Annotated in this window: 17 protein-coding genes; 6 read left to right on the top strand and 11 right to left on the bottom strand. The window is 70.7% G+C overall.

Annotated elements, in window-relative coordinates; all coding sequences use genetic code 11:
* Positions 1-12: 12 nt before the first annotated feature.
* From murI to GON04_RS20535, 6 genes are all read right to left on the bottom strand, one after another.
* Positions 13-786 carry a glutamate racemase gene (murI, locus tag GON04_RS20560; RefSeq protein WP_157399860.1) on the bottom strand — a complete coding sequence of 258 codons (774 nt, stop codon included), beginning with the start codon at positions 784-786 and terminating at the stop codon, positions 13-15.
* A 45-nt stretch (positions 787-831) separates the two neighbouring features.
* The gene (locus tag GON04_RS20555; RefSeq protein ID WP_157399859.1) at positions 832-1,845 is read right to left on the bottom strand and encodes a tripartite tricarboxylate transporter substrate binding protein; all 1,014 of its coding nucleotides are present in this window, start codon (positions 1,843-1,845) and stop codon (positions 832-834) included.
* A 42-nt stretch (positions 1,846-1,887) separates the two neighbouring features.
* Entirely contained in the window at positions 1,888-3,279 is a 1,392-nt protein-coding gene (locus GON04_RS20550) for an MmgE/PrpD family protein (protein ID WP_157399858.1), read from the bottom strand.
* A gap of 69 nt (positions 3,280-3,348) precedes the next feature.
* The gene (locus GON04_RS20545; RefSeq protein WP_157399857.1) at positions 3,349-4,521 is read right to left on the bottom strand and encodes an enolase C-terminal domain-like protein; all 1,173 of its coding nucleotides are present in this window, start codon (positions 4,519-4,521) and stop codon (positions 3,349-3,351) included.
* Positions 4,522-4,652: 131 nt separating this feature from the next.
* Positions 4,653-5,108, bottom strand: a complete 456-nt coding sequence (locus tag GON04_RS20540) for a c-type cytochrome (RefSeq protein ID WP_157399856.1) — start codon at positions 5,106-5,108, stop codon at positions 4,653-4,655.
* Positions 5,109-5,114: 6 nt separating this feature from the next.
* Positions 5,115-5,495 carry a hypothetical protein gene (locus GON04_RS20535; RefSeq protein ID WP_157399855.1) on the bottom strand — a complete coding sequence of 127 codons (381 nt, stop codon included), beginning with the start codon at positions 5,493-5,495 and terminating at the stop codon, positions 5,115-5,117.
* 178 nt (positions 5,496-5,673) lie between these two features.
* On the opposite strand from GON04_RS20535, the gene GON04_RS20530 reads away from it, so the two are divergent.
* Positions 5,674-5,973, top strand: coding sequence for a hypothetical protein (locus GON04_RS20530; RefSeq protein ID WP_157399854.1), 300 nt, complete (start codon positions 5,674-5,676; stop codon positions 5,971-5,973).
* 41 nt (positions 5,974-6,014) lie between these two features.
* Here GON04_RS20530 and GON04_RS20525 read toward each other — a convergent pair whose 3' ends face one another.
* The gene (locus tag GON04_RS20525; protein ID WP_157399853.1) at positions 6,015-7,265 is read right to left on the bottom strand and encodes an OmpA family protein; all 1,251 of its coding nucleotides are present in this window, start codon (positions 7,263-7,265) and stop codon (positions 6,015-6,017) included.
* A 400-nt stretch (positions 7,266-7,665) separates the two neighbouring features.
* On the opposite strand from GON04_RS20525, the gene GON04_RS20520 reads away from it, so the two are divergent.
* Positions 7,666-8,910, top strand: a complete 1,245-nt coding sequence (locus tag GON04_RS20520; protein WP_157399852.1) for a D-alanyl-D-alanine carboxypeptidase family protein — start codon at positions 7,666-7,668, stop codon at positions 8,908-8,910.
* 167 nt (positions 8,911-9,077) lie between these two features.
* Positions 9,078-10,460, top strand: a complete 1,383-nt coding sequence (locus GON04_RS20515; protein ID WP_157399851.1) for a TAXI family TRAP transporter solute-binding subunit — start codon at positions 9,078-9,080, stop codon at positions 10,458-10,460.
* Between the two features lie 633 nt (positions 10,461-11,093).
* Here the strand turns inward: GON04_RS20515 and GON04_RS20510 are convergent.
* The 3 genes from GON04_RS20510 to GON04_RS20500 are packed head-to-tail and all read right to left on the bottom strand — an operon-like array spanning position 11,094 to position 13,415.
* Positions 11,094-11,537 (bottom strand): SRPBCC family protein, encoded by a 444-nt coding sequence (locus tag GON04_RS20510; RefSeq protein WP_157399850.1) that lies wholly within the window; start codon positions 11,535-11,537, stop codon positions 11,094-11,096.
* A gap of 40 nt (positions 11,538-11,577) precedes the next feature.
* Positions 11,578-11,928 (bottom strand): DOPA 4,5-dioxygenase family protein, encoded by a 351-nt coding sequence (locus GON04_RS20505; protein WP_157399849.1) that lies wholly within the window; start codon positions 11,926-11,928, stop codon positions 11,578-11,580.
* Between the two features lie 32 nt (positions 11,929-11,960).
* Positions 11,961-13,415: an anion permease gene (locus GON04_RS20500; RefSeq protein ID WP_157399848.1), complete on the bottom strand. Its 1,455-nt coding sequence runs from the start codon at positions 13,413-13,415 to the stop codon at positions 11,961-11,963.
* 87 nt (positions 13,416-13,502) lie between these two features.
* Between GON04_RS20500 and GON04_RS20495 the strand changes: the two genes are divergently transcribed.
* Genes GON04_RS20495 through GON04_RS20485 form a run of 3 tightly spaced genes read left to right on the top strand, consistent with a single transcriptional unit; the run spans position 13,503 to position 17,057 of the window.
* A complete protein-coding gene (locus GON04_RS20495; RefSeq protein ID WP_157399847.1) occupies positions 13,503-14,141 on the top strand; it encodes a 2Fe-2S iron-sulfur cluster-binding protein in 639 nt (212 codons plus the stop codon).
* A 14-nt stretch (positions 14,142-14,155) separates the two neighbouring features.
* Complete coding sequence (locus GON04_RS20490; protein ID WP_157399846.1) at positions 14,156-15,805, top strand: FAD-binding protein; 1,650 nt, start codon at positions 14,156-14,158, stop codon at positions 15,803-15,805.
* A 7-nt stretch (positions 15,806-15,812) separates the two neighbouring features.
* Positions 15,813-17,057: a complex I 51 kDa subunit family protein gene (locus GON04_RS20485; protein WP_157399845.1), complete on the top strand. Its 1,245-nt coding sequence runs from the start codon at positions 15,813-15,815 to the stop codon at positions 17,055-17,057.
* Positions 17,058-17,069: 12 nt separating this feature from the next.
* On the opposite strand, the gene GON04_RS20480 is transcribed toward GON04_RS20485, so the two are convergent.
* Positions 17,070-18,578, bottom strand: a complete 1,509-nt coding sequence (locus GON04_RS20480) for a M48 family metalloprotease (protein ID WP_157399844.1) — start codon at positions 18,576-18,578, stop codon at positions 17,070-17,072.
* Between the last annotated feature and the right edge of the window lie 165 nt (positions 18,579-18,743).

The raw sequence follows: 18,743 nt of genomic DNA, 5'->3' as shown, positions 1-18,743 counted from the left end.
CGGATCGCCCGCTTACAGCCAGAGCTGCGCGGCCTGTCGCAACGCGTGCTCAGCGCCGGTGGTGACCAGTTCCACCTGCCCGCGGCCGGCATCGTTGAGGATCCGGCGCGCCTCCAGCAGGCGCCGGGTCTGGCGCGCCACCGGTGCGCCGGTCTCGAGGATGCGGACGCCCTGGCCGACTTCGTCTTCCAGCTCGCGGCAGGCGAACGCATAGTGGGTGCACCCCAGCACCAGGGTGTCGATCTGGTCCGGGCCATTGCCGAACTCTCCGGCCGAGCGTGCATACAGCCTGCACAGGCTGCGCACCTCCTCGTGGTCTTGCGTCTCGATGGCTGCCGCGAGGCCATCGCAGGGCTGCAGGACGAAGTCCGCCCGGCCCCGCAGGGACTCGTGCAGGGACCGGAACCTGGCGCTCGAGAGCGTGCTCCTCGTGGCGAACACCGCGATGCGCCCGGTGCGACTCAGGTCGGCTGCGGGCTTGAGCGCCGGTTCGACGCCGACAGTCGGGATGTGGTCGTGCTGGGCGCGCAGGAGGTGCACGGCAGCGGCGGTGGCGGTGTTGCAGGCCACCACCAGCGCCTTGACCCGGTGCTCGTCCAGCAGTTGCCGGGCGATGGCGCGCGAGCGCTCGGCCACGAAGGCGTCTGCCCGCTCGCCGTAGGGGCCGTGGCCCGCGTCCGAGAAGTAGACGACGTCCTCCTGCGGCAGCTCGCTGCGCAGGGCACGAAGGATGCTCAGGCCGCCCACGCCGCTGTCGAACACCCCGATGGGCTTGCGTGACTCCATTCCCGCATTGTCAGCGCGACGCCACGGTCGGCGCCGCGAGACCGTTCATTCCTGCTGGATTCCCGCGGTCTTGACCACCTGCGCCCACTTGGCGATCTCGCCGCGGATGAAGGTGGCGAATTCGTCCGCGCTGCTGCCCACCGGGTCGGCGCCCTCGCTGGCCATGGAGGCCTGGACCTCGGGCGACTGGATGGCGCGCACGATCTCGGCCTGCAGCTTGTTCACCACCGCCGCCGGCGTGCCGGCCGGCGCCAGCACGCCGTACCACTGCACCGACTCGTAGCCCGGCAGGCCGGCCTGGGCGATGGTGGGCACGTCGGGCAGGGCGTCCGCGCGCCGCGGGCCGGTGACGCCCAGTGCACGCAGCGTGCCGGCCTTGATGTGCGGCATGGCGGTCAGGATGTTGGGCATGGACAGCTGCACGTGGCCGGAGACCAGGTCCACCGTGGCGGGGCCGCTGCCCTTGTAGGGCACGTGCGTCATGGTGATGCCGGCCATCGATCGGAAGAGCTCCATCGACAGGTGGGGCGAAGTGCCGTTGCCGGCCGAGCTGTAATTGAGGGTGCCGGGATGGCTCTGCGCGTAGGCGATCAGTTCGCGCTCGGTCTTCACCGGCAGCGCCGGGTTGACGACCAGCACGTTGGAGACGGTGGACACCAGCGACACCGGCGCGAAATCGCGCACCGTGTCGTACGAGGTCTTCTTCGACAGGACCTGGTTGAGCACGATGGCCGAAGCTGCCATCAGCAGCGTGTAGCCGTCGGGCGTGGCGTGCGACACCACGTCGATGCCGAGTGCCTGGCCGGCGCCCGCGCGGTTTTCCACGATGAAGGGCTGGCCCAGGCTGTCGCTCAGTTTCTTCGCCAGCAGGCGCGCCAGGATGTCGGTGCCGCCGCCCGGGGACGACGGCACGATGATGCGCACCGGCCGGCTCGGGTACTGGCCGGCAGCGCCCTGCTGCTGGGCGAAGGCGCTGCCGCCCAGCAGCATCGCAAGCAGGGCCGCCGCGGTCCGCAGGGTGTGTCGCCGGGGAAGCAAGGCAGGGAGGGTGGCTCGCATCGGGGGTGTCTCCTGGTGGTGGTGGGCGGCCTGCAGGCGGGATCACTTGCGGCGTGGGGCGGGCGGCTGAAGCAACGGGCGCAGCGCGCGCACGTCCTTGACGGTTTCCAGTTTCCACACGGCGTCGATCAGGCGCTGTGCCTTGGCGCGGCCCAGGGTGGGGGCCAGCAGGCCGAAGGCCTTGGCGCCGACCTCCTCGCGCGACATCGGGTTGGTGGCGCTGCCCCGGACCGCCCGCGTGTGATGGCGCAGCACACGCCCGCCGTGCACGGTGACCTCGACGATGGCTTGCGTGGTCCTGGCCTTCGACAGCGCCGCGCTGCCCGACAGGTCGATGCGTTGGCGCAGCTTCCCCACCGCCGGGTCCTTCGTGCGGCGCGGATCATGCGACGCCTCGAAGCTGATGTCGCCTTCGATCAGCATGACGGCCGCAAGATACTGGAGATTGATGTCCGCCATGGTGCGGCCGTTGACGGTGCGGGCGCCTTGCTCGTCGAGCGTGATGTGCACCTTCTCGACGTCAGCCGCCGTGATGCCGTGCCGGGCCATGACGTTGGCCAGCGCATCCAGCGGCGCCTGGATGGGGTAGCCCACCGGCCAGCGCTTGATGGCGGTCTGCAGGATGTCGAAGCGCGTGCCCAGCCCGGCGATGAATTCCTTGGGTCTGGCGTAGACCTCGAAGGCCTGGAAGAAGTTGCGGTCGCCGGAGAACACGTCGTCCACGCCCGTGAAGCCGGCCGACACCATGGCCGCGGCGGTGACCCCGTTGCGCGCCGGCATGCCGCCGAAATCGAAGGCCTTCTCCACGTGCTCGACGTCGCGCGCCCAGCACGACAGGCCCGAGGCCTGCTGCGCGGCATACGACATCAGGTGCCGGACCCCGCGCGCGTCGAGACCGGCGAGCGCGCCGGCCGCAGCGGCCGCGCCGAAGGTGCCGCCAAAGCTGTGGGTCGAGTGTCCCGCGCTGCGGAAGTGCTCGATGCCCAGTGCCTTGGAGGTGCGCGCGCACAGGTCGTAGCCCAGGGTCACGGCGCGCAGCAGGGCCGTGCCGCTGCTGCGCTCGCGCTCGCCCATCGCCAGGGCGGCAGGCACCACGGCGCACCCGGGATGGACGAGGGCGAGGTAGTACGCATCGTCGGTCTCGTCGGCGTGGCCGAGCATCCCGTTGGCCAGGGCGGCGTTGATGGCCGTGGTGACGATCGGCGTGCCGATCACGCCGGCCTCGGGCGTGCCACCCTGCGCGGCGGCGAAGGCGATGGCGCGCTGGCCCGGCAGGAGCGGCGCGCCGGACACCATGGCCGCGAGCGTGTCGAGCAGGTGGTGCTTGGCCCGTTCCTGCACCGCCGCCGGCAGGGGGCGCCGGACGGCCCCGGCGACGTAGGCCGACAGGGTTTGCATGAGCGGCGAGATCGTGACGTCCTTGGTCTTCTTCATCGTGTTCCTGGCTGGTTCTGATCGATCGGGGCGCATGGTGGTGGCTTGTTGCCAGCCACCGAGACGGCGCTACCGCAGTTGCGCGCCGACCGATGTCATGAGGGCGTGCAGCGCGTTGTGGCCTTCGAAGCCGATGCCGGGCAGCTGCGGCACCTGCACGAAGCCGTCCTGCACCACGGTCTCGTCGGCGAAGCCCCCGAACGAACCGAACACCCCGGGATAGGCTTCGCACCCGCCCAGGCCCAGCCCGGCCACCAGGGCCAGCGACATCTGGTTGCCGCCATGCGGGAAGTGGCAGCGCGCGTCCCAGCCCTGCTTCTCGAGATCCAGCACCATCGTCGCGTACGCGTCCATGCCGTAGGACTGGGGCGGATCGACCTGGATCAGGTCCTGGCCGCGCCGCCAGCCACCGAATCGCACGAGGTTGAAGACGTCCTGCGCGCCGTACAGGTCTTCGCCGGTTGCCAGCGGCGGCGCGTAGGCGGCGGCCAGTTCGGCCATCAGGCCGTAGTCGTTCGGTTCGCACGGCTCCTCGAACCAGCGCAGCCGGTAGGGCGCCAGCGCCCGCGCATAGGCCAGCGCCTCGTCGCGGCCGAACTTGGCATTCGCATCGACGGCCAGGTGGGTGCTGTCGGGCAGCACGCCGAGTGCGCACTCGATGCGCTGCAGATCTTCCTGCAAGGGCGCGCCGCCCACCTTGATCTTCACGTGCGTGTAGCCGCTGGCCTGGTGCCGCCTGATTTCCTCGGCCACGTCCTGCGGAACCCCGCCGGGGCGGTACCAGCCGCCGCCCACGTACACCGACACTTTCTGCTGCATCGGCCGCTTCCGGTAGCGCCGCGCCAGCACCTCGGCGGTCGGCAGGCCCTGGGCCTTGCCCAGGGCATCCCACAAGGCGGTCTCGATGGTGCCGATGGGGATGGAGCGCTCGGCATGCCCGCCGGGCTTCTCGCCCACCAGCATGACCGACCGGGCCTTGGCCGGGTCGAGTGCGCCGGCGTCGTCGAGAAGCGAGTCGGGCGCGGCACGCAGCAGCCGGGGGAAGAAGCGGTCGCGCATCGCCTGGCCGCAGGCGTAGCGGCCGGTGGAGTTGAACGCGAAGCCGGTGACGGGCGCCTTGCCGTTGCCGGGGTCGACCCGGACGGCAACGATGGAGGTGGTCATCTCCGCGAAGGAGAAGACCGCGTTGCGCATGGTGCTCTGGACCGGGAAAGCTGCTTCGTGGAGATGGGTGATTCGCATCGGAGTTCCGTCTTCTCTGGTCGCGGCCCCTTGTCTCGGCGGAGCCGGGCGCTGGCTGGAGCGCTCTGCCCGATCATGTCACCAGATGCGTAAGCATGCCAACGGAAATGCCCGCGCCCGCAGCCGCGGTCTCACCGGTTCCGCTGCGCCGCCGCGTTCACCTCGTCCTGCTGCCGGCGGATCGCGCGTGGCCACTGCGCCTTGATCCACGACAGCACGGCAACGATCTCGGCATCCGTGAGCACGCCGTCGAAGGCGGGCATCGCCGTGTCGTCCTCCTGGAGTCCGGCCGCCTGGGCGACACCGTGCTTCGTGATGGCAACGAGCACCGCATCCGGGTGGTGCCAGGTGTGGCCGCTGGCATCGTGTGGCGGCGCGGGCAACCGCCCCGCGGCGTCGCGCATGCGCCAGTTCGGCTGCCCTTCGAGCTGCGCACCGTGGCATGCCGCGCAACGGGCCTGGTAGATCGTCGCGCCCAGCGCGGTCACCTGCGGGTCGTCAGGGCGCAACAACGACGCCGGCTGCCGGTCGCAGCCAGCCAGCAGCACGGCGAACGCTAGCGCGGCCAGCGCCCGGGCCGCTTCCATGGCGGCTCAGGCCCGGCCCGGGGACCTGGCCTGCCTCTGCCCGGCAAGCGCGTGCGGGTCGATACGCACCGAGGTTTCGGTGTCGCCCCCTTCGGGCGTGTCGCGCCCGAAGGCCTGCCAGAAGCCGGCCACCAGGACAGCGAGCGCCAGCACGGCGCCGACCAGGTAGGCGCGTCGCGCGAGGCGCAGCGACCCGGACGCGTTGGCCGCCAGTGCGGGGACAGCCGCCAGGGCGGTGACGGCCGGGCCGGCAAGGCCCGCCACCAGCCCCGCGTCGGCGTCGGTGGCGAATGTCCACCAGCCAGCGAACGCCACTGTCACGACCAGCAGGGCGGACGATCCGGTGGCCAATGCTTGTCGTGCCCCCTCGGGCGCGGGCTCAGTCATGGCATCTGTGAAGTCTTTGGGAGCGGCGCAGCTTAGCAGCCCGCCCACGAACGGCCCGCCGGGGCCGACAGGCCAGGGGCGCGGCCTTCCTCCTCACCCAAATGTCTGAGGGCGGCGCCAATCGGTTGACCCTGTGCCGCCCGCCGCCGTACCCTGCGTCCAGGCCTAGGGACACGGGATGCGGCATTCAAGCAGTTCAGACGACGCGCAGGAATCGGTGACGCACGACGAGGCCTTCCTGCTTCAACACCTGAAGGACCTCCTGGCCGCCCGGCGCCGCGCCGCCAGGGTCTGGCACAAGCTGGGCGCCCAGGAAAGGGCCAGGGCGATGGACGATCGCCTGCTGATCCGGGACTGCATCAGCAAGCTGCGCCTGATGCGAGCCGGCGTGTCATCGATGTTCCTGGGGCTGGGCCAACGCGAGTGGGCACCGGCGCCGGGCAAGCGGCGGTCCCTCGCACGGCTCAACTCGCAGTGACCCGGCTCCGGGCGGCACGGGTCCGCACCTAACTCTTTTGTCTACTTTCCGGCGGTGATCTCCACCCGCCGTGCTTCGGCATCGGCGTCGCCGGCGCCGCCCTCGACGGACATCGGTGTCTTCATGCTGACCCGGTCGGACGCCACGCCGGCGGACGCGAGCGCAGCCCGGACGGCCATCGCGCGCCTCTTGCCCAGTTCCACGTTCGCGGAGGGATCGCCGGTCATGTCGGTGAACCCGGTGATGTCGATCCTGGCGGTCGGGTCGGCGGCCAGCAGGCCCGCCACCGACTGGATGACGGCCGCGCTGTCGGGGCCGAGCTGCGCCTTGCCCGTGTCGAAGTAGACCTTGGCGGGCAGGGTGGCGGCTGCCGCACCCATGGCGGCAGTGGGCGCAGCAGGCGCAGCGGGCACCAGGCTTGCCGCGGGGGGGGCCGCCGGCGCACCCATGACGGTCGTGGCTGCAGGCCTGGCGGTGGCGGGACTCGGCGCCGCGGGGGTCGCGGTGGACGACGGCGCCGTGGCGACTGGCGCCTCCTTGTCGGCGCCATAGCGTGGAAGCATCCAGAGCACCACCGCCGCCACCAGGGCCACGAGCGCCCAGGGCATCCAGCGCGATCCCGACGGCGTGGCCGCGGATGATGCGAGGGTGGACGTAGCCGCTGCGACACCGGCCCCGGCCGTGCCGGCCATGGCAGCCGCGCCACGGGTGGCACGCGCCGCCGTGTCGCCCAGCCCCGAGAGCAGGTGAGACGGTGAGCCAAGCCCCATCGCCGACGTCAACCGGTCGTCCAGCTTGCCCTCGAGGAACGGGCCCTGCTCCTTGAAGAGTCCTGCCACGTCGCTGGCTCCCATCCGCTTCTCGGTGAAGAACCGGCTCAGAGCTCCGAGGACCATGGGCGTGGCCATCGTCAGCAGGCTGCTTGCACTGCCGGTCTTCATGCCGGTCATGCCTGCGAGGGCCGCGGCAATGCCGGAACTCCTGTCGGCGCCGAACAGGCCGCCCAGCAGGTTGCCGCCTTGCTGGAGCAAGGCACTCGAGTCGCCCGAACCGAGCAGCTTGCCGATGCCTCCGGACGTTCCGTCCATGCCCGAGCCGCTGATCATGTCGAGCAGGCCGGCGGCCCCCGAGGGCGTGGATGCCTTGGCGGCCATGCCGCCCAGCAGGTTGGGCACCAAGGCTGCGATGCCCTTCTGCACGGCGGAATCGGATTCCCCGAGCACGCGCGAAATCCCCTGCACGGCATCGGGCGTGATGGCGCTCGACACGAGTTCGATGAGATTGATGGCCATGGCATCTCCTCTGGCGCAGCAGTGACAAGGAGGCGGCGGTCCGGATTCCCGCCGAGGGGCGACGATGCTCGGACGCCAGGGGAGGGGCCGACAGTGGACCAAGGTCCCATTGCCGCGTCGGCGTGCGCGGGCGGTGAGCGAATCGCCCTGTGGTCACGTGGCAACAGCCGGTCCAACGAATGCGCCGAGGACACCGCCGCTGCCCGGGGCCATCGGATCCCGCCAGGAGTTGTTTTTGTGGCTCGAAGGGGCGGCCGCCATCGAAAAGTTCACGCCACGTGACAGAGATGCAGCACGCGCAGGCCGAATCCATCGATCGGCGAGAGGCCTGGCTCAGCATGGGTTGCCGGGGGACATGGACGCACGTTCCGCGACAATCCCCGCTCAGCCTAAGAACGCAATGGAAACCAAGAGTCTCTCGATCCTCCCGGCCGTCCTCGCCATCGCCGTGGGCGCCCTCATTCCCACCGCGCCGTCCTTCGCGGCTCCCCACCACACCGCCAAGTCCGCCGCCCACAAGAAGTCCGCGGCCGCCGCGCCCGCACCGGCCCCCCTGGCCGGCGAGAGCGCCGTGGCCGGCGGCCCGCCCGCACTGCCTGCCAAGGCATGGCTGCTGATGGACTTCGACTCCGGCCAGGTGCTCGCCTCGGCCAACCCCGACGAACCGCTGCCGCCGGCATCGCTGACGAAGATGATGACCAGCTACCTGGTCGAGCAGGCGCTTCGCTCCGGCAAGCTCAAGCAGACCGACCTGGTGTCGGTCAGCCAGAACGCCTGGTGCCGGGGTTCGGGCACCGAGTCGTGCATGTACCTGCCGCTCAACAGCCAGGCCACCGTCATCGACATCCTGCGCGGCATCGTCATCCAGTCGGGCAACGACGCGTCCAAGGCCATTGCCGAGCACATGGCGGGCTCCGAGGAGGGCTTTGCCAAGCTGATGAACGCCGAGGCCCAGCGCCTGGGCATGACGCACACGCATTTCGTGAATCCCACGGGCCTGCCCGACCCGGCGCACAAGTCGTCCGCCCGCGACCTCGCCATCCTGGCGCGCGCGATCATCCGCGACAGTGCCGACTACTACCCGATCTACGCGGAGCGCGAGTTCAAGTACAACGGCATCAAGCAGGGCAACCGCAACGCGCTGCTCTACACCGATCCCAGCGTCGATGGCCTGAAGACCGGCCACACCGAGGAGGCGGGCTATTGCCTGGTGACCTCGTCCAAGCGCAACGGGATGCGCCTGATCTCCGTCATCCTCAACACCAACAGCCCCCAGGCGCGTGCCGACCAGTCGCGGGCGCTGCTCGGCTGGGGCTTCGGCAACTTCGAGAAGGCCACGCCGATCCAGCCGGACGCGGTGGTCGGGACGGCGAAGGTCAGCTTCGGCAAGGCGGACACCGTCGCCGCCGGACTGGGAGCGCCCTGGACGCTGACGGTGCCGCGCGGCCAGCAAGTGCAGACCTCGGTGGAGCTCAAGCCGGGCGTGGAGGCGCCGGTGGCCAAGGGTGCCGTGATCGGCAAGGTGGTGGCCACGTCCAACGGCAAGCCGGTGGCCGAAGCCCCGCTCGTCGCGCAGGCCGACGTGGAACGCTCGGGCCTGATGCTGCGCGCCTGGCAGCACGTGGCCGGCCTGTTCGGCAAGTGAATGGCGAGGCCGGCGCGCGCAGCGTCGCCGGGCTGAGCCAGTCATGCCGGGCTTGACCCGGCATCCAGCGAACACGGGTCGGTGCGAAACGGATGACCGACCTGCCCGGCACACATCAGCCCTAGGTCCAATGTCGCAGGGGCCGGCGACGCGCTGACAATCCGCGCGTGAAGCCGCTCCTGACGGCGCATGTGGAGGGCGCGCCACCGCACAGCCGCCCGCTGTGGCGCTGGCTGTGCGGTTTCGCCATCGCGCTGGGGTTGCTGCTGTTCCTGGTGGTCGGCCGCCTGAGCCCGCTGCCGCCGCGCTCGCTCGTGATGAGCACCGGCCCCGAGGACGGCGCCTACCACCTGGCCGGACTGCGGTACCAGCGGCTCCTGGCCGCCAACGGCGTGCAACTTGAGTTGCGGACCAGCGCCGGAAGCATCGAGAACGTCCAGCGGCTGCGGAACGACGCCGTGTCGGTGGCGTTCGTGCAGGGCGGGATCGGCCCGCCGTCGGCCGGTGCGGCGCCGGAGGAATTGCCCCTGCGCGCGTTGGCGAACGTCGCGTTCGAGCCGGTGTGGATCTTCACGCACACCGTCGACGTCACGCACGGCCTGCGGGCGCTCGCCGGCAAGCGCATCGCGGTCGGCCTGCCCGGCAGCGGCAACCTCCAGCTGGCGGTCGACCTGTTGCAGGCCTACGGCATGGATGTGGGCGCGGGCGACGGCACCCGCAGTGCGCGCGACGGCACGGTCCTCACCGCCGACAGCGGCATGGCGGCCGCCGAGAAGCTGCAGCGCCACGAGATCGACGCCGCCTTCATCGTTGCCGGGCCGGCGGCCCCGGCCGTGCAGCGCCTGCTGGTCGACCCCGCGATCAGGCTGGCGTCGCTCGACCACGTGGAAGGTCTCGCGCGCCGCTTCGGGTATCTGCAAACGGTGAGCCTGAAGCGCGGCTCGGTGGACCCGGCCCGCGACCTGCCGCCGCGCGACGTCGCGCTGCTCGCGACCCATGCCAACCTCGTCGTGCGCGAGGACCTGCACCCGGCCCTGGCCTATCTGCTCCTGGAGGCGGCGCAGCGGGTGCACCAGACGGCCGGCCTCCTGGAGCAGCAGGGCCAGTTTCCGAACCCGCGCGTCACCGACTTCGCGCTGTCAGACACCGCCGAGCGCTACTTCCGGAACGGCCCTCCGTTCCTGCAGAGCTACCTGCCGTTCTGGATGGCCAACTACGTGCAGCGGCTGCTGCTGGTGCTGCTGCCGTTCGCGGCGATCCTGTTTCCGCTCGGACGGCTCCTGCCGGAGGTCATCGCGTGGCGCCGGCAGTCGCGGCTGTTCCGCCGCTACGGCGAGCTGAAGTTCCTCGAGGAGGAGCTCACGTCACGCACGCTGAACGAGGCCGATCGGCGCGCGGCGAGCAAGGAGCTCGATCGCATCGAGCGCGACATCGCGCACGCGCGGTTCCCGCTGGAGCTGTCGGACCGCGTGTACACGCTGCGCCAGCACGTGGCCTACGTGCGGGAGCAGATCGCGCGGGACACGGGAACGACGTCGACTTCGCCTTGATTCCACGCCCCTCGCCAGCGCGCTAGCTCCATCGGACCAGGGCCGGTCCCCGCGCTCCTGCCTGCAACCCATACTCCGGCCGAACGCAGGAGCCGAACATGCAATGCAGTCGCTGTGGCGGATTCCGATCCATCCAGGTCCCCAAGGCCTGGTGGCAACTGCCGATCCCGTGCACGGCGAGGGTGCACTGCACGATCTGCGGGCGCTCGACGTTGATCCTGGTCCCGCCGGCGACGTTGCGGCCGCTGCTGCGGCGCATGTCGGAACTGCTGCAGTTGGACCCTTCTCGCTGACGCTGCATCCAGGACCAGGGGCAGGAGATGGATTGCGGGTCGAGCCCGCAATGACGGGGGACATGCTTGCCTCGACCCCGAAAGTCGTCATGCCGGGCTTGACCCGGCATCCATCGCCGGAACGAGGCTGTACCCGGAACCGTGGGCAGGAGATGGATTGCGGGTCGAGCCCGCAATGACGGGGGACATGCTTGCCTCGACCCCGAAGGTCGTCATGCCGGGCTTGACCCGGCATGCATCTCCGGAACGAGGCTGTACCCGGAACCGTGGGCAGGAGATGGATTGCGGGTCAAGCCCGCAATGACGCGATTCGGGGCGGAGGATGATTCGGGGCGCAGGACTAGGCCCCTGCCGGTTCGGGCAAGGGGCTGCCGGTCTCGAGCAGGGTTTTCAGGCTGCTCAGGATGAGCGGCCAGCCGCCGGAACACGCCGTGAACACCTTGCTGGCCGGCGGGAAGCCGTCGTGGCGGAGTGCGAGCCGGGTGACCTCGCCGGCCTGCTCCAGGTCGATCTGCACGCGCGAGGGCGGTTCGTCGCCGAACTCACCGAACAGGGGATGGAAGGTGTGGACCAGCCTGCGCGGCGGATCCACTTCCAGCACCACGTGTTCGTCCACGACGTCGCCATCGCGCCGGTACCGGATCGTCGAGCCGGTCGTCCAGTCGGACTCGATCCTGGTGCGGCCCCAGTAGCTCTGCGTGACGTCCGGGTCCGTCAGGGCGCGCCAGACCTCGGCCGCCGTCGCCCGGATGTACAGCGTGATCGCGATGACCTGGTCGTCCATGGGAAGCTCCCGGATGTGCTCGCGCCGGAGCCTTGCGACGTCAGGACTCCTGGAACTGCCGCAGGTCGAGGGGCCACTCGTTGCCGAGCCAGTAGGCGTACTCCGTGTGGTCCTTCAGCGCGTTGCCGCTCAGGCCATGCACGAACACGTCGAGGCCTGCGCGGTGCTCGTCCAGCCACGGCACGATGCGATCGAACTCCGTCGCCGCGAACGCCAGCTGGCAGCTCCAGCGCGGATGGGGGCCCACCGGTCGCTCGTGCACCCGTCCCACCGCCACCTTGAACAGCCGGCCGGCCTCCTCGCACAAGGCGCGCGCCTGCTCGACGGTGTCGGCGTCGAAGTAGACGTGGGCGTGGTAGGCGGCGTGGAGGTTGACGGGTCGGCGCGGCATCGCGCCATTGTGGACCGCCGGCTGGTCGCGCGTCAGCCCCGCAGCAGCAACGGCACGCCGATCCCCACCAGCAGGAACACGGCAAGGAAGATCACGCCGAAGATCGTGCCCAGCCGCCAGTAGTCGCCGGCAGGCAGGTAGCCGCTGCCGAAGTAGATGGGGCTGGGGCCCGTGCCGTAGGGCGTGAGGATGCCCATGATGCCCAGCGTCAGCGCCAGGGCCAGCGCGAAGTTCTCCATGGGCATGCCCGGGATGGTCGAGCCCACGGTGAGCATGACCGGGAGCATCGCGGTCGCGTGGGCGGTGACGCTGGCGAACAGGTAGTGGGTGAAGAAGAAGACGATCACCAGCACGATCGCCGCCGTCGTCGGCGGGAAACCGCCCATGTGGGTCGCCATCATGCCGGCGAACCACTTGACGAAGCCGGTCTTGCCGAGGCCGTCGGCCAGCGCGATCAGGGTGGCGAACCAGGCGAGCGTGTTCCAGGCCTGCTTGTTCGCCAGCATGGCGTCCCAGGTCACGATGCCCGTGACCAGCATCAGGCAGATCACCAGGAGCGCCGCCGTCGTGGCGTTGACGTAGTCGTCGGCGAAGATCCACAGCGCCAGGGCGACGAGCACGAGCACCCCCAGCAGCATTTCCTGGCGCGTGAGCGGACCCATCTCCCGCAGCTGCTGCGCGGCCCAGGCCGGCACCTCGCTGCCTTCCTTCACTTCGGGCGGATAGAGAAAATAGGCGAGCAGCGGCACCGCCAGCAGCAGCACGATGCCCGTCGGCGCGAAGGCCAGGAACCACTGCATCCAGCCCAGGTCGACGCCGGCCGTCTTGCGGATGATCTCGGCCGCGAGCAGGTTGGGCGCGAGCGCGGTGAGGAACATGGAGCTGGTCACGCAGGTCGTGGCGATCGCAGTCCACATGAGGTAGGAACCGATGCGCCGCGCCGAGGGATCGTTGGGGAGGGAGTCGTACAGCGGCGGCAGGTTGCGGATCACCGGGAAGATCGTTCCACCGCTGCGGGCCGTGTTGGAGGGCGTGAAGGGCGCGAGCACCGTGTCGGCCACCATCACCGCGTAGCCCAGGGTGAGCGTCCTGCGACCCATGGCGCGCACCAGCAGCAGTGCGATGCGCCGGCCCAGGCCGGTCCTCTCGTAGCCCAGGGCGAACATGAACGCGCCGAAGATCAGCCACACGGTGCTGTTCGAGAAGCCGTCCAGGGCCCAGTTGATGGCTGCGTTCGCGGGACGGAAGCCCGGGGCTGCCAGCTGAGCCGGACTGAAGAAAACCCATTCGGACAGCAACGCCACGACCGTCACGCCGATGAGTCCGATGGCGGCCCCGGGCAAGGGCTCCAGCATCAGGCCGACGACGACGCCGGCAAAGATCGCGAAGTAGAGCCAGGCGTGCTGGCCCAGGCCGTCGGGCGCCGGGATCACGGCGATGACGATCGCCACGACGACGGGCGCGAGCGCCCTCCATGAGATGTTCATGCGACCCCCGAAGGTTTCCACCGGTCACGAGGCTTGACAGCCCGACTGCGGCTCGCCATTGTGGTGCCCCGCATGGGGGAAGGGAAGATGCTTCACCTGACCATCGAAGGACGCGAAGTCGAGGCGCGCGGCGGCTGCTCGATCCTGCAGGCGTACGTGCAGGCGGGCGAGACGCTGGTCGAAGGCGTTGGCTGCATGGGCCAGGGCGTCTGCGGTTCCTGTCGCGTCATGGTCCGGCTCAGCGGCGAGAAGGAGGTCCGCACCGCGCTTGCCTGCGAGACCCTGGTGCAGGAAGGCATGCAGGTCGCCTTCCTCGACTACTTCACCGAAGCCACCCGCCACACGTATGACCTCGAGGACATCGGCGACAGCTGGCAGGTGCTGCGCACCATCACCGATGTGTTTCCGGAAGCGCCCCATTGCCGCCACTGCAGCGGCTGCGACCGCGCCTGCCCGAAGGACCTGGAGGTGCAGCGCGGCGTGAACCTCGCCGTGGAGGGCAAGCTGGCCGAAGCCAGCCACGTCTTCGACGAGTGCGTCATGTGCAACCTCTGCACGCTGGCCTGCCCCGAGTCGATCCGCCCCAACCACCTCGGCCTGTTCGTGCGGCGGATCGTGGCGTCGCAGGCGCTGCGGCCGGCCAACCTGATGCTGCGCCTGCGGCAGGTCGAGAACGGCGAGATGACGATCGACTTCGACGCGCCCGGCGCCCGGCCGCCCGCCTGAAGGGGACGACGTCCATGCCTGCCGGCATCCCTTACGAGGAGGCACGCACCCGGTACCAGGTGGGCGGCCAGCCCCGGATGCGCGCCGATGACGCGTCGGTCGCCGAACTCCTGCGCGCCTGGCATCCCGACCATGGCGCCGGCGCGCGCGTGGCCCTGGCCGTGGGCGTCAACCGGGGCGAACCATGCCAGCCCGACCTCGCACGGCACCTGCAGGCCAACGCGCTGATCGACGACGTCGACATCGCCGGCGCGCAGCTCACGACGACCGACGTGCTGGTCATCGGCGGCGGCGGCGGTGGCTGCGCCGCGGCGCTCACGGCGGCGGGCGAGGGCGCGCGGGTGATCCTGGCCACCAAGCTGCGCCTGGGCGACAGCAACACGGTAATGGCCGAAGGCGGCATCCAGGCCGCCATCGGCGACGACGACAGCCCGCAGCGGCACTTCGAGGACACGCTGCGTGCCGGCCATTTCCGCGGCGAGCCGGAGCTCGTTGCCCGCATGGTCATGGAAGGCCCGGACGTCATCCGCTGGCTGATCCGGCTCGGAATGATGTTCGACCAGGAGGAGGGCCAGCTCATGGGCGGCAACCTCCTGCGCAAGAAGCCGGGCGGCGCCACGGCCGCGCGCATCCTGTCCTACCGCGACTACACGGGGCTGGAGATGATGCGCGTGCTGCGCGAGGCCGTGGACCTGGCACCCGGCATCGAGGTGTGGAACCGCTGCGCTGCCGTCGAGCTGCTGTCGGACGAGCGCGGGCGCTGCGCCGGGGCGGTCCTCTACAACATGGAGTGGCGCAGCTTCGTGCTGGTGCGCGCGCGCGCCGTGGTGCTCGCCACCGGCGGGGCCGGGCGGCTGCACCTGAATGCGTTCCCGACCTCGAACCACTACGGCGCCACCGCCGACGGCCTGGTGCTCGCCTACCGGCTCGGGGCCCGCATGCGCGACCTCGACTCCTTCCAGTACCACCCCACCGGCATCGCCCACCCGCCGCACCTGGCGGGGGCGCTGATCTCGGAAGCGGCGCGCTCGGCCGGCGCGAAGCTGCTCAACGGCGAGGGCGAACGCTTCATCGACGAGCTGCAGCCGCGCGACGTCGTGGCCTCGGCCATCCTGCGCGAATGCGCACAGGGACGCGGCATCGCGCGCGACGGCCAGCTCGGGGTGCTCCTCGACATCCCGACCCTCGAGCGGGAGAACCCCGGCATCCTGGCGAAACGCCTGGTGACCGTGCGCCACCTCGCGCACAAGTGCGGCATCGACGCGACGCAGGAGCCCTTCCTGGTGTACCCCACGCTCCACTACCAGAACGGCGGCGCAGAGGTCGACGTCCACGGCGCGACAGCCGTGCCCGGCCTGTTCTGCGCGGGCGAGGTCACCGGGGGCATCCACGGGCGCAACCGGCTGATGGGCAACGCACTGCTCGACATCCTGAGCATGGGCCGGCGCGCCGGGGCGAAGGCGGCGAGCCGCGACGGTGCCGTGCCGGCCATCCGCGCCGGCATCGGCCACGTGCATGCGTGGCAACGCGAGCTGACGGCTGCCGGCCTGCCCCTGGACGCCAGGGCTCCGCTGCTGTTCCCCGACTATGCGCACTTCGACCTGCAGGCCGACGCCGGCCTGGGATCGGGCGCGCATGCGCGCGTCGTCGGCGGCCTGCGGTGAGGCAACGATGGACAAGCTGAACCAGGTCCTGCTGCGCGACGAGATCCGCGTCGGCGCCGCCCTCGCTGCCTGGCTCGCCCACGGCGGCGGCGAGGGCCTGGCCAAGGCGCTGCAGGCGCCGGACGCCGTGATCGGCGCGATCGAGCAGGCGGACCTGCGCGGCATGGGCGGCGCCGGCTTCGCCACCCATCGCAAGTGGACGCCGGTCGCGGACGCGCCCCCCGGCGACAAGTACATCGTCTGCAACGGCAACGAAGACGAGCCCGGCACCTTCAAGGACCGCTTCCTCCTCGAACACACGCCGCACCAGGTGATCGAGGGCGCGCTCATCGCGGCGGTCGCGACGCGCGCCAACCACGTGGTGCTGTACGTCAACCCGCACCAGCCGGCGGCGCTTGCGGCGCTGGGCCAGGCCGTGCAGCAGTGGCAGGGCCATCCGCTGTTCGCCGCGATCGGGCAGCGGGTCGGCGGCGCGGTGTCGCTGCGCGTCGTGCCCAGTTCGGGGCTGTACATCGGCGGCGAGGAGACCGCCGTGATCGCGAGCGTGGAGGGCAGCTTCCCGTTCCCGCGCCGCAAGCCGCCGTTCCCGGCGCAGCAGGGCGTGCACGGCGCGCCGACCGTCGTGAACAACACCGAGACGCTGGCCCACGTGCCGGGCATCCTGCGCCACGGCGCAGCGTGGTATCGCGGCCTCGGCATCAGCGGCGCCGCCGGCACCAAGCTCTATTCGCTGTCCGGCGACGTCCTGCGGCCCGGCCTGTTCGAACTGCCGATGGGCACGAGCCTGCAGTCGCTCGTCTTCGAGCATGGCGGGGGGATGCTGCAGGGCAAGGAGTTCAAGGCGGTCTTCACCGGCGGGCCATCCAACACCCTGCTGACGAAGCGCGACCTCGACGTCGCGCTGGACTTCGATTCGGTGCGGCAGCGGGAATCACGGCTGGGCACCGGCGCGATGATCGTCGTGTCGGAGGGCACGAGCATCGTGCGCAAGGTCGCCGAGTACGTCAGCTTCTTCGCGCAGGGATCGTGCGGCCAGTGCCCGCCGTGCAAGGGCGGCACCTTCCAGCTGATGCGGCTGCTCAACCGCATCGACACCGGCCGCGGCGTGCGCGCGGATATGGAAGCCCTGGAGAACCTGTGCCGGATCGCGCGCGGAAGCGGGCGCTGCGGCCTGATCGACGGCGCGGTCACGGTGGTGGAGAGCTCGGTCCACCAGTTCCGGGCGGAGTACGAGGCGCTGCTGACGGCCTGAGAGCGGCTTCGCTCAGCGCACCACCTTGACCACGTCGCCCGGCTTCGGCTCGGTGCCGCCCCCGTAGGCGCCGTTCATGAGCTTCAACTGCGCCTCCGCGGCCTGCGCCGGTAGCGGCGAGGACTTCGCCAGCTCGCCGAAGCCGCCGCGCGGAAAGGGAACACTCTGCACGGACCACGGCGTCGCGGCGGTGCGGTCGGCGGCGGACATCGCGCGGAAGGATCCTTCGGTCTCCGCCAGCCCCGCCTGGGCCCGCTGGCGCGTGGCATCGCTCTTCGCGGCGGACTGCAGCCAGTAGGTGCGGTCGCCCGGCCCGGTGACGAGCGTGACCGTGATCGGCCGCGGCTGCCCCTGCTGGGTGCGGACCGTGCCGCTGAAGTGCGTCGCGGCCAGGCCATGCTGCGTCCGGCGTTCGGAGCGGCCGTCGACGGGCTTGAGCACGTTGCGGATCACGTCCTCGTGCGTGCTGCCGGCCTTGGGCGGCACCATCCGCACGACCAGTGCCGCGTCCCCGGTGCCATTGACCACCGCGATCGCCTCGGGCGTGTTCTGGATCTTCCATCCTGCCGGCGCCGTGAGCGCGATGCCCAGCTCCTCGTGATAGAAGTTGCGCCCGCGCACCAGCCCCTGGCCGGCGCTGTCGCCGAAGGTCATGCCCGCGATGGCCTGCAGGTAGCGCGCGCGCCCGTCGTCGGCATAGCCCTGCTGGCTCTTGTACCGGGCGGCGTACTCCCGGATGTCGGCCAGCCGCTTGTCGTTGGCCGGATGGGAAGCCAGCCAGTTCGCACCGGAATCGCCCGGCTTGCCTTCGGCCTTGGCCATGTCCGCCGCGAACTGCTCCTGGCGCTTGAGGACGTGGATCACGTCGATCATGTTCTGGGGGTCGTAGCGGTTGCGCGAGAGGTATTCGGCCCCCAGCTGGTCGGCCTGCGATTCCTGGTCGCGGCTGTAGGACGCGATGTAGCCTGCGGCAGCGGCCTGCGACGCCTGGCTTGCCAGGGAACTGGCGCCGCTCACACCGCCGACCTCCAGCACGGCGCCGAGCACGTTGGCGGCCAGCACGCCGATGCCGGTCGCCTGCTGGCGCGTCGCGCGCTGCGCGCCGTGCCGCGCGGTCACGTGGCCGATCTCGTGGCCCATCACGCCGGCCAGCTCCGCTTCGCTGTCGAGGTAGGCCATGATCCCGCGGGTCACGTAGACGTAGCCGCCGGGGAGGGCGAAGGCATTGATCTCCGGGCTGTCGAGCACCGTGAAGGTCCATTTCAGGTTCGCACGGTGCGACTGGCCGGCGAGCTTCTGGCCCAGGTCGTTCACGTAGGCCTGCAGGCGCGGGTTGGCATAGACGCCGTACTCCTTCAGCACCTCCTCGTGCCCCTTGGTGCCCTCCTGGACCTCGGCGGCCTCGTCCATCACCGAGAGCTCGGTGCGGCCGGTCACGGGATTGACGACCCGGCTGGCGCAAGCTGACAGGAGCAGCGCTGCCACCACAAGCAGCAGCGGACGAACGGGGCGCAGGGTCATCGCGGTCCTCCCATCGGGTGGCAGCCCAGGCCGGGCGGGGGGACAGGATAGTGATTTCCTGGTGGAGGGGAAACCCGTGCTGCGGCAGGTGGCAGGGCGGATGTCGGCGGGACCGCGCAGGCAGTCCTGGTCCGGGGCCCCGCCGTCGTCCGGCCCGGCGTCCGC

Origin of the sequence: Ramlibacter pinisoli (assembly GCF_009758015.1) — a bacterium.
GTDB classification, from domain to species: Bacteria; Pseudomonadota; Gammaproteobacteria; order Burkholderiales; family Burkholderiaceae_C; genus Ramlibacter; species Ramlibacter pinisoli.
The sequence above is the reverse complement of the archived record's forward strand: the minus strand, read 5'-3'. Positions and strand labels throughout refer to the sequence as shown.

Coding starts and splice junctions, on each gene's coding strand:
- GON04_RS20500 (WP_157399848.1), bottom strand. CDS start 13,415: ATGAACATCTCATGGAGGGCGCTCGCGCCCGTCGTCGTGGCGATCGTC.
- GON04_RS20520 (WP_157399852.1), top strand. CDS start 7,666: ATGGAAACCAAGAGTCTCTCGATCCTCCCGGCCGTCCTCGCCATCGCC.
- GON04_RS20545 (WP_157399857.1), bottom strand. CDS start 4,521: ATGCGAATCACCCATCTCCACGAAGCAGCTTTCCCGGTCCAGAGCACC.
- GON04_RS20540 (WP_157399856.1), bottom strand. CDS start 5,108: ATGGAAGCGGCCCGGGCGCTGGCCGCGCTAGCGTTCGCCGTGCTGCTG.
- GON04_RS20525 (WP_157399853.1), bottom strand. CDS start 7,265: ATGGCCATCAATCTCATCGAACTCGTGTCGAGCGCCATCACGCCCGAT.
- GON04_RS20490 (WP_157399846.1), top strand. CDS start 14,156: ATGCCTGCCGGCATCCCTTACGAGGAGGCACGCACCCGGTACCAGGTG.
- GON04_RS20480 (WP_157399844.1), bottom strand. CDS start 18,578: ATGACCCTGCGCCCCGTTCGTCCGCTGCTGCTTGTGGTGGCAGCGCTG.
- GON04_RS20530 (WP_157399854.1), top strand. CDS start 5,674: ATGCGGCATTCAAGCAGTTCAGACGACGCGCAGGAATCGGTGACGCAC.
- GON04_RS20555 (WP_157399859.1), bottom strand. CDS start 1,845: ATGCGAGCCACCCTCCCTGCCTTGCTTCCCCGGCGACACACCCTGCGG.
- GON04_RS20505 (WP_157399849.1), bottom strand. CDS start 11,928: ATGCCGCGCCGACCCGTCAACCTCCACGCCGCCTACCACGCCCACGTC.
- GON04_RS20510 (WP_157399850.1), bottom strand. CDS start 11,537: ATGGACGACCAGGTCATCGCGATCACGCTGTACATCCGGGCGACGGCG.
- GON04_RS20535 (WP_157399855.1), bottom strand. CDS start 5,495: ATGACTGAGCCCGCGCCCGAGGGGGCACGACAAGCATTGGCCACCGGA.
- GON04_RS20550 (WP_157399858.1), bottom strand. CDS start 3,279: ATGAAGAAGACCAAGGACGTCACGATCTCGCCGCTCATGCAAACCCTG.
- murI (WP_157399860.1), bottom strand. CDS start 786: ATGGAGTCACGCAAGCCCATCGGGGTGTTCGACAGCGGCGTGGGCGGC.
- GON04_RS20495 (WP_157399847.1), top strand. CDS start 13,503: ATGCTTCACCTGACCATCGAAGGACGCGAAGTCGAGGCGCGCGGCGGC.
- GON04_RS20485 (WP_157399845.1), top strand. CDS start 15,813: ATGGACAAGCTGAACCAGGTCCTGCTGCGCGACGAGATCCGCGTCGGC.